This is a genomic window from Aeromonas molluscorum 848 (assembly GCF_000388115.1).
Lineage (GTDB): Bacteria > Pseudomonadota > Gammaproteobacteria > Enterobacterales > Aeromonadaceae > Aeromonas > Aeromonas molluscorum.
Genome location: NZ_AQGQ01000150.1, coordinates 1 through 10,009 on the forward strand (window position 1 = coordinate 1; position 10,009 = coordinate 10,009).

Sequence of the window (10,009 nt, forward strand, 5' to 3'; positions counted from 1 at the left end):
AGTACATCCTGCCAGAGCATCGGGGTCAGCAGTGCCAAGGCGAGAAGCGGTGGAGTAAGGATATTCATTCGTTTCATGCTCTTAACCTCAAGGGGACTTGCCCGGAAGTATAGACAGCTCCCTCGCGACCCTGCCTCTTCTCAGCCCATCGAGACCATAAAAAAACGGCGACCTGATGGTCGCCGTTTTGCATGAAACCGAAGCCGTGGGTCAGTCACCCAGCAGGACGGAGTCCAGCGCGATTTCGATCATGTCGTTGAAGGTCAGCTGACGCTCTTCGGAGCTGGTCTGCTCACCGGTACGGATATGGTCGGAGACAGTGCAGATGGTCAGTGCCTTGGCACCGTACTCTGCGGCCACGCCGTAGATACCGGCAGCTTCCATCTCGACCCCCAGGATGCCGTATTTTTCCATGACATCGAACATGGAAGGATCCGGGGTATAGAACAGGTCGGCGGAGAAGATGTTACCCACGCGCACCGGCACGCCCTTGTTCTTGGCGGCTTGCACTGCATTGGCGACCAGGTCGAAGTCGGCGATGGCAGCGAAGTCGTGATCCTTGAAGCGCAGACGGTTGACCTTGGAATCGGTGCAGGCACCCATGCCGATCACCACGTCACGCAGTTTCACGTCTTCACGCACGGCACCACAGGAACCCACGCGGATCAGGGTCTTCACACCGTAGTCGGTGATCAGCTCTTTTGCGTAGATGGAGCAGGACGGAATACCCATGCCGTGGCCCATGACGGAGATGCGACGACCCTTGTAGGTGCCGGTAAAGCCGAGCATGCTGCGCACGTCACACACCTGCTCGACGTTCTCCAGGAAGGTTTCGGCGATGTACTTGGCGCGCAGGGGGTCACCCGGCATCAGTACGGTATCTGCAAAGGCGCCATCTTTCGCATTGATATGAGGAGTTGCCATTCTCTTGATTCCTTCACACTAGGTTGAGTTTTATTGTCTTTATTGGTTGCCCGCCACCTGGGTGACGGGCGGGTAAATTACAGGAAGCTGGTACCGTATTCCAATTTCGGCAAACCGTGGTAGGCCGCTATGCTCTGGCCGATGTCGGCGAAGGTCTCGCGACGACCGACGGAGCCAGCCTTGACCGGCTTGCCGTAGAACAGCACCGGAATGTATTCACGGGTGTGGTCGGTGCCGCTCCAGGTCGGATCGCAGCCGTGGTCGGCGGTCAGCACCACCACATCGCCATCTTGCAGTATCTCGAACAGCTCCGGCAGGCGGGAGTCGAAATACTCAAGCGCATCGGCGTAGCCCTTGACGTCACGGCGGTGGCCGTAGGAGGAGTCGAAGTCGACGAAGTTGGTGAAGACTATGGTGTTGTCACCGGCGGCCTTCACCTCTTCCAGGGTTCTGTCCCACAGCTCGGTCAGGCCTGTGCCCTTCACCTGCTTGGTGATGCCCTGCTGGGCATAGATGTCGGCGATCTTGCCGATGGAGACCACCTGGCCACCCGCATCCTTCATGTAGTCCAGCACGGTCGGCGCCGGCGGCAGTACCGAGTAGTCGTGACGGTTGCCGGTGCGCTTGAAGTTGCCCTTGCCGCTGCCCACGAACGGACGCGCGATGACGCGGCCTATGTTGTAGGGCTCCAGCAGCTCGCGCACTATGTGGCACAGCTCGTAGAGCTTCTCGAGGCCGTAGGTCTCTTCATGGCAGGCGATCTGGAACACTGAGTCGGCAGAGGTGTAGAGGATCGGCTTGCCGGTCCGCATATGCTCTTCGCCCAGATCGTCCAGCACCTGGGTGCCGGAGGCGTGGCAGTTGCCGAGGTAACCCGGCAGACCCGCCTTCTCGACGATGGCGTCCAGCAGCTCCTGGGGGAAGCTGTTGTGGTGATCGTGGAAATAACCCCACTCGAACAGCACAGGCACGCCTGCGATCTCCCAGTGACCGGACGGGGTGTCCTTGCCGGAGGAGAGCTCCTGGGCGAAGCCGTAGGCACCGACTACCTCGATATCTTTCTTCAAGCCTGCCGGGAAGTAGCCGGAAGCCTGCTCCCCTGCGTGACCCAGGCCCAGCTTGTTGAGGTTGGGCAGGTTGAGGGCGCCACGGCCTTCAATCTCACCGGCGGCGCAGGCCTTGGCGATATGGCCAAGGGTGTTGGCGCCCACATCTCCGAACTTCTCGGCATCGGCGGCAGCGCCAATACCGAAGGAGTCCATCATCAGAATAAAGGTACGTTTCATGGGTCTTCCCCTTGTTACAAATCGGCCAGACCGATGCGACGGTAAACCTCGGGCAGTGCCTCTGGTCGGGTGTCACCGATCTTGACGGCTGCCTGCACCATGCGGGCGGCCTCGGCAAATTGAGCTTCTGTCTGAGCGTGGATCAGCGCGAGCGGCTTGTCAGCCTCGACGCTCTGCCCCAGGCGGATAAAGTCGGTCAGACCGACCGCATAATCGAGTTTGTCCCCGGCGGCGCGGCGACCACCGCCCATGGCCACCACGGCCAGACCCAGTTCACGGGTATCCATGGCGGTCACGAAACCGCTCTGCGCCGCATACACGGGGCGCACTATGCCGGCCTTGGGCAGGTAAGCGTCGTAACGCTCCATGAAGTCCGCAGGACCACCGAGGCCGGTCACCATGCGACCGAAGATCTCGGCGGCCTTGCCGTTGTCCAGCACCGCCTGCAGCTTGGCACGGGCGTCTTGCTCGTCGCTCGCAAGCTTGGCGGAGATGAGCATCTCGGCACAGAGCGCCATAGTCACTTCGTGGATGCGCGGGTTGCGATACTCACCGGTCAGGTAGCGTACCGCTTCACGCACTTCCACCCCGTTACCGGCGCTGGAGGCCAGCACCTGGTTCATGTCGGTCAGCAGCGCAGAGGTGCGGCAGCCGGCACCGTTGGCCACGGCCACTATGCTCTTGGCCAGCTCTTCGGATGCTTCAAACGTCGGCATGAAGGCACCTGAGCCCACTTTCACATCCATCACCAGGGCTTCGAGCCCGGAGGCGAGCTTCTTGGAGAGGATGGAGCCGGTGATCATGGCGATGGATTCGACGGTGGCCGTGATGTCCCGTACCGCATAGATACGCTTGTCGGCCGGGGCCAGATCGCCGGTCTGGCCTATGATGGCGACACCCGCCTCTTTCACCACCTTCAAGAAGCGATCGTTGTCGACCGAGGTCTGGTAGCCGGGAATGGCGTCCAGCTTGTCCAGGGTGCCGCCGGTGTGGCCCAGGCCACGGCCGGAGATCATGGGCACGAAGCCGCCGCAGGCGGCGACCATGGGGCCCAGCATCAGGGAGACCACATCACCCACGCCACCGGTGGAGTGCTTGTCGACGATGGGGCCACCCAGGTTCAGGTGATCCCAGGTCAACACCATGCCGGAGTCGCGCATGGCGCAGGTCAGGGCAACCCGCTCATCCATGGTCATGTCCTTGAAGTAGACCGCCATGGCCAACGCCGCTATCTGCCCCTCGCCGATGCTGTTATTGGTAATGCCCTGGACGAAAAATTGAATCTCTTGGGTACTGAGCGCTTCACCGTTGCGCTTCTTTCGAATAATTTCTTGAGGCAAAAACATCTTTCACTCCCTCCGCCATTGCTGGCGTTACATAAGTTGTTATCCCTGCCCGTACGCCATCTGGCGGGGGCATAACAGGGCGAGCCAGGCTCGCCCTTTCATCAACTTAGTAACCGCTGGTGTTGGCAGGCTTGTCGCCATGACCCAAGGTCGCCAGCAGGCTGGCGAGCAGGCTGGAAGCGCCGAAGCGGAAGGTGCGCGGGGAGACCCACTCCTTGCCCAGGATCTCTTCTGCCATGGCCAGGTACTGGCCGGCAACGGCGGCATCTTTCACGCCACCGGCAGGCTTGAAGCCGACGCTCGGGTTCTTGGCCTTGATCACTTCCATCATGATGCGGGCGGCGATCGGGGTCGCATTGACCGGCACCTTGCCGGTGGAGGTCTTGATGAAATCGGCACCGGCATCGATGCAGATCTCGGAGGCACGACGGATCAGCGCCTCTTCCTTCAACTCGCCGGTCTCGATGATCACTTTCAGCAGCGCCTTGTCGCCACAGGCTTCCTTACAAGCTTTGACCAGATCGAAGCCGACCTGTTCATTGCCGGCCATGAAGGCGCGGTACGGGAACACCACGTCCACTTCATCGGCGCCGTACGCCACGGCGGCGCGGGTTTCGGCCACGGCGATCTCGATGTCGTCGTTGCCATGGGGGAAGTTGGTCACGGTCGCGATGCGCACGTCGGCAGCGCCGATGTCACGCAGGGTCTTGCGCGCGATGGGGATGAAACGGGGGTAGATACAGACGGCTGCGGTGAGGCCAGCCGGAGACTTGGCCTTGTGGCACAGGTCGATCACCTTCTGATCGGTGTCATCATCGTTCAGGGTGGTCAGGTCCATCAGGTTCAGGGCGCGTTGGGCGGCCAGTTTCAGATCGGTCATGAAATTCTCCAAAGTCTTTGATTTGGCCCCATGAGGCAAACGAGTCAGCTGCGCAGAGGCAGTTGGCCGACAGGTTCCACCCAGCATGCGGGCATGGAAATACAGTGCGACTGCACGGGCAATAGACTGTAAATAAGGCAAGAGCCCTGTCACTTTCTTACAAAAGTGCGGACTTGGTTCCATGAAGACTTGAGAAAGGCCATGCACATCAGACCCTGATTCCCAATCAATTCCATTTGACCGCCAACACCCGATTCCATCGGGCATTAGTCAATGCCAGCACCCTGCTGGCAATGCCTATTTCAGCCGAGATACCCCCTGTTTGCAAGCCAGATTTGCCAATTCCAGAGGTATCTCACACCGGGCAAATCCACCATTACTCCCTTGTCAGGAGAAGAAACGAGTCAATATCCAAGAGTAGGCGACACCACCAAGGTAGACTCCTACGATCCCCATTACGCCGGATAATACCGGTGGCGCCGGGATCGGCAATTTGAGGAAAGAAAACAACAGGCCGACGATGAAGCCGGCAACCATAGCCAGTAGCACTTCGTTCATAGCACCTCCGGTTTGACTCACTTCTTTATTATCAGTTTAGGGAGGAAAACGGTTGTCAGCTCCCCAAATGCGAACGCCACAGCATTTGCTGTGGCGTTCGGCTTAAGGCTTGTCAGCCGTACTTACATCGCGGACAGAGCCAGGAAGAAGCCTGCAATGGTGGCAGACATCAGGTTGGACAGGGAACCTGCCAACACAGCTTTCAGACCAAAGCGCGCAATGTCACCACGACGGTTCGGTGCCATGGAACCCAGACCACCCAGCAAGATAGCGACGGAGGATAGGTTGGCAAAGCCGCACAGGGCGAAGGAGATGATCGCCTTGGTGTGGTCTGACATGACCACGCCGTTGATCAACAACTCATCTTTCAGATATGGAGCAAAGTTCAGGTAAGCCACGAACTCGTTCACCACCAACTTCTGACCGATGAAGGAACCTGCGACGGTCGCCTCGCTCCAAGGTACACCAATCAGGAAGGCCAGCGGGGAGAACAACCAACCCAGCAGCAGCTCCAGAGAGAGCTGGGGATAGCCGAACCAGCCACCAATCCCGGAGAAGATACCGTTGATCATGGCGATCAAACCGATGAAGGCCAGCAGCATGGCGCCGACGTTCAGGGCCAGTTGCATACCGGAGGAAGCGCCGGCGGCGGCAGCATCGATCACGTTGGCTGGCTTGTCATCCAGATCGCCATCGGCGCTATTTTCGTCATAGTTCGGGCTCTGGGTCTCAGGCACGAGCAGCTTGGCGAACAACAGACCACCGGGAGCTGCCATGAAGGAGGCGGCGATCAGGTATTCCATCTTGACGCCCATGGCGGCATAACCGGCAAGTACGGAACCGGCAACGGAAGCTAGGCCACCACACATGACGGCAAACAGCTCGGAGTCCGTCATCTTGCCGATGAAGGGACGCACCACCAGCGGGGCCTCGGTCTGGCCGACGAAGATGTTGGCTGTTGCAGACAGGGACTCAGTACGGGAGGTACCCAGGACTTTTTGCAGCGCGCCACCGAGCAGCTTGATAACAAGTTGCATGATGCCGAGGTAATACAAAACGGCAATCAGTGAGGAGAAGAAGATGATGACTGGCAGAACACGGAAGGCAAATACAAAGCCACCACCACCAAATACTTCAAACATCTTATCGCTGACCAGGCCACCAAACAGGAAATTAATACCATCCTGGCCATAGCTAATGACGCTGGAAACGGCACTGGATACGCCGACCAGAATATCGCGACCAACCGGAACATACAGAACGAATGCCCCCAGACTGGCTTGAATAACAAACGCACCAGCCACGGTACGGATGTTGATTGCCTTGCGGTTGCTGGAGAACAGCACCGCGATAAGGATAAGCGTCGCCATCCCTACCAGACCCATGATCAAACTCATTGTTATCTTCCTCGTAGTAGCACCTTCCAACTTGTTAATAAGTTGTGTCCCAAACTTATCAATCAAGGGTGCGCATTATACTAATTGGCTCGCGACAAAGTATAAGGGCGGTCACATTTTGTAAGCATCAAATCGACCAACTGACGTTAAATTAGACCGCAAACGATTTTTATCCGCGTGCTTTTTCACCCAAGGCCATCAGAAAGTTAAATAAATGTTAATGCTTTATTTGTTGAGATGAAAACTGTGACATGTGGATTCACACAACACCCTTGCAACATGCTCGACAGGCAAACGTTTTATACTTGCCAGTTCATCAAGCACCTTTAATAAAGAGAGTGGCGAATTACGCTGCCCTTGCGCCCCCGAGAGGGGCATGTCAGGCGAGTCGGTTTCCAGCAAAAGAGACTCGAGCGGCATGGCCGCCACCGCTTCTCTGGTTTTGTTGGCCCGCTCATAGGTGATGGTGCCGCCGATCCCCAGCTTGAAGCCCAGCTGCCAGAAACGCTCGGCCTGATGCAAAGAGCCGCTGAAGGCGTGAATGACCCCTCCCCTGGCGGGCTTGTTGCGGCGCAATATCTTGAGCACATCGTCGTTGGCTCGCACCGAATGCACGATGAGCGGAAGGTCCATCTCCATGGCCAACCTGACTTGTGCCTCAAACAGAGCTAACTGCCCCTCCTGGACAAGATGGGAGCGACCATCCAGACCGCACTCCCCGATAGCAACCAAGCCCGCCGGACGTTCGGCAGCCAAGGTCTCGAGCTGCGCCATCACATCCTCTGGTTGGTCAGCCACGAAGCATGGATGCACGCCCAGAGCAAAGAAGAGCTCGGGCTCGCTAGCCGCCAGCGCCATCACCCGCCGCCAATTGCTGGCGCCGATAGTGGGGATGATGAAGCCCGCAATACCACGCAGGCGGCATTCGGCCAGCAGTGCAGCGCGATCCGGATCGAACTCGGGGAAATCGAGGTGGCAGTGGCTGTCAAACAACCTCATAGAACAGGGCTCGCTATATCAAAGAGAAGAGGATATGCAGGCTACCGAGTGAAGGAGCCGCCCCCCTTAACCCGAGTTTAGCCCGCCCGGTCCAGTCTCGGGCCGACAAGTCGCAAGGGGCATGCCCCAGGACTCAGAGCAACAAACTCAAACGGGTCAACCGGGATCATTCATGGTGCTGACTGCTTTTCAGCGGGGGCCGACACCGACTTGGGATTGTCAGCCTTGGCCTCCCTGCGCTGAGGTGTACAGCAGCGTCGATACTCAGGGGCAAGGCCCCAACGCTGACTCCAGGCATCGTAACGGGCAAGCCAGCGTAACAAGATAGCTTTCATGGTCGACTCCTTGTATCTATCCATTGAACACTCTACGACCGTGCGCTTGGCTCGCCTAGTAGGGCCGGACAGACGGCGTTATGGCATGTCGAACGGCAATAACAGACCCATGATGATTTCGTCGACATGGCGATCATCCAGCCAATAGGCGTTGCGCCGGGTACCTTCGTCAATAAACCCACATTTGCGATAGAGCCCATGTGCCGCCAGGTTATGGGCCATCACCCCCAGCTCCAGCCGATTGATGCCACAACCCGGCGCGCTCGCGATCAGGGTAAGTAGCAAACGCTCACCCCAGCCCTGACTCCGGGCCCCCTGGCGCAACCCCATCACCACCTGGGCGCAGTGGCGATTGCGCCGCAAGCCACCCCCGATCATCACCGCGAACCCTTGCACCTCGCAGGTCTGGGTCAACAGCCACATACGCTGATTGGCACTGGCATGCATGGCGGCCAGACGCTGGCGCTGCCCCTCGATATCGGATGAACGCTCCCCCGCCTCGAACAGCATGAAACGGGTCTCCCGATCCAGTTGCCCAAAGAAGTGATCCAGCGCCGCCGCATCCTCCACACTCGCCAAACGAATCATCACCCCTGCTCTCCCTGCCTGGTTGTTACGCCGGTCTACAGCCCCCAAAAAAACGACTCCATTTGGAGTCGTTTTTATCAGAGCCATCTGGCTAATTCAAATCAGCTCTTGTTCGGCATGCGCACACAAGCCACGGCTTCGCCAACAAGGCGATTATCAGCTTTTGGCTGGCAGGCTCAGGCGGGCAACGGCTTCTACGTGCATGGAGTGCGGGAACATGTCCACCGGCTGCACCTCGTCCAGCACGAAGCCCTGCTTGACCAGATAGGCCAGATCCCGGGCCAGGGTCTGCGGGTTGCAGGAAACGTAGACCAGACGGCGCGGCGCCATGGCGATCAGGGTCTGCAGCACAGCCTTGTCGCAGCCCTTGCGGGGCGGATCCATCACCACCACGTCGGCGCTCACGCCCTGGGCATGCAGCTCTGGCATCAGCTGTTCGGCCTTGCCCACGTGGAATTCGGTGTGCTCTATGCCGTTCAGGGCCGCATTGCGGCGGGCATCGGAAATGGCGCTCTCGACCGACTCTATTCCCACCACCTTGGCTGCCTTGGCTGCCAGGAACAGGGAGATGGTGCCGATGCCGCAATAGATGTCGAACACCGTCTCGCTGCCGGTCAGCTCACTGTATTCGAGGGCCTTGGAGTAGAGCACATCGGTCTGGCTCGGGTTGTTCTGGAAAAAGGAGAGGGGCGAGATCTCGAATTCGAGTTCGTGGATCTTGTCGCGGATGACCCCTTCCCCCAACAGCACCCGGTTGCTTGCGCCCAGAATGCGGTTGGTACGCTCGTCATTGATATTCTGTACCAGGGTAGTGATGGGCAGATCCGCCAGCGCAGCCAGCAGCTCGGCTTCAAACGGCAGGGTCTCACCCAGGGTCACCAGCACCACCATCAACTCACCGCTCTTGAAGCCCTTGCGGGTCATCAGGTTACGTACGCAGCCACTGTGGTTGACCTCATCATAGGCTGCGATGTCGTGCTCGCGCATCCAGCCGCGAACCCGGGCGTTGAGCTCCACATGCAGGGAGTCCTGCACCGCGCAATCGTCGGCGGTGATGAGTGTGTGAGAGTGTTTGCGATAGAAGCCAATTTCGGCCCCGGCCTCAGTGCTCCGCACCGCATACTGCGCTTTGTTGCGATAAGCGAAGGGGCTATCCATGCCGATGATAGGATTGACCTGAGTCGCCAAGCCGGCTTGATCCAGCGCACTCTGTACCAGTGCCTGCTTCAACCTGAGCTGAGCCGGATAGGCCAGCGGCCGTACCTGGCAACCGCCGCACTCGGTATTGGGGCAAAAGTCGGCCACCCGATCCGCGGACGGCTGGGTCAACTCCACCAGCTTGCCGTGCAGGTAATTGGGTTTGACTTCGGTCAGCTCGACCAGGGCTTGCTCACCGGGCAAGAGGCCCTCGACAAACAGGGGGCGATCGAACAGGCGACCCTTGCCATCCCCTTTGTCGGTCAGTTCTAGGATATCGATCTGATGTTGGTGTCCCACTAACGGCATGAGCGGCTCCGAAGGCATTGATGAAAGGGTGAAAGCAGGGCTGACCCGGCTACCCCAAATAAAGGGTGGCAGAGTTTAGCGGAGATCCGCCCAAATTGCAGGTATAAAACATCGCCAGAAGAAAACAGCCAGGGGATGAACCCGCCATACCGCCAGGTATCAAATATCGTCAGAAGAAAACAGCCAGAGG

General features: G+C 58.6%; 10 protein-coding genes. All 10 read right to left on the minus strand.

Going from position 1 to position 10,009, the window contains the following annotated elements:
• Positions 1-210: 210 nt before the first annotated feature.
• Complete coding sequence (deoD, locus tag G113_RS16265; protein WP_005907213.1) at positions 211-924, minus strand: purine-nucleoside phosphorylase; 714 nt, start codon at positions 922-924, stop codon at positions 211-213.
• A 77-nt stretch (positions 925-1,001) separates the two neighbouring features.
• Positions 1,002-2,210: a phosphopentomutase gene (locus G113_RS16270; protein ID WP_005907215.1), complete on the minus strand. Its 1,209-nt coding sequence runs from the start codon at positions 2,208-2,210 to the stop codon at positions 1,002-1,004.
• Between the two features lie 14 nt (positions 2,211-2,224).
• Complete coding sequence (gene deoA / locus G113_RS16275; protein ID WP_005907217.1) at positions 2,225-3,556, minus strand: thymidine phosphorylase; 1,332 nt, start codon at positions 3,554-3,556, stop codon at positions 2,225-2,227.
• A 106-nt stretch (positions 3,557-3,662) separates the two neighbouring features.
• Entirely contained in the window at positions 3,663-4,436 is a 774-nt protein-coding gene (gene deoC, locus G113_RS16280; protein ID WP_005907219.1) for a deoxyribose-phosphate aldolase, read from the minus strand.
• 387 nt (positions 4,437-4,823) lie between these two features.
• Complete coding sequence (locus G113_RS16285) at positions 4,824-4,994, minus strand: XapX domain-containing protein (protein WP_005907220.1); 171 nt, start codon at positions 4,992-4,994, stop codon at positions 4,824-4,826.
• A 122-nt stretch (positions 4,995-5,116) separates the two neighbouring features.
• Positions 5,117-6,391 carry a NupC/NupG family nucleoside CNT transporter gene (locus G113_RS16290; protein ID WP_005907221.1) on the minus strand — a complete coding sequence of 425 codons (1,275 nt, stop codon included), beginning with the start codon at positions 6,389-6,391 and terminating at the stop codon, positions 5,117-5,119.
• A 225-nt stretch (positions 6,392-6,616) separates the two neighbouring features.
• Positions 6,617-7,390, minus strand: coding sequence for a TatD family hydrolase (locus tag G113_RS16295; RefSeq protein WP_005907222.1), 774 nt, complete (start codon positions 7,388-7,390; stop codon positions 6,617-6,619).
• Positions 7,391-7,560: 170 nt separating this feature from the next.
• Positions 7,561-7,725, minus strand: a complete 165-nt coding sequence (locus G113_RS21540) for a hypothetical protein (protein WP_169510559.1) — start codon at positions 7,723-7,725, stop codon at positions 7,561-7,563.
• 78 nt (positions 7,726-7,803) lie between these two features.
• Positions 7,804-8,313 carry a GNAT family N-acetyltransferase gene (locus G113_RS16300; RefSeq protein WP_005907223.1) on the minus strand — a complete coding sequence of 170 codons (510 nt, stop codon included), beginning with the start codon at positions 8,311-8,313 and terminating at the stop codon, positions 7,804-7,806.
• Between the two features lie 156 nt (positions 8,314-8,469).
• The gene (gene rlmD, locus G113_RS16305; protein WP_005907224.1) at positions 8,470-9,819 is read right to left on the minus strand and encodes a 23S rRNA (uracil(1939)-C(5))-methyltransferase RlmD; all 1,350 of its coding nucleotides are present in this window, start codon (positions 9,817-9,819) and stop codon (positions 8,470-8,472) included.
• Positions 9,820-10,009 lie beyond the last annotated feature (190 nt).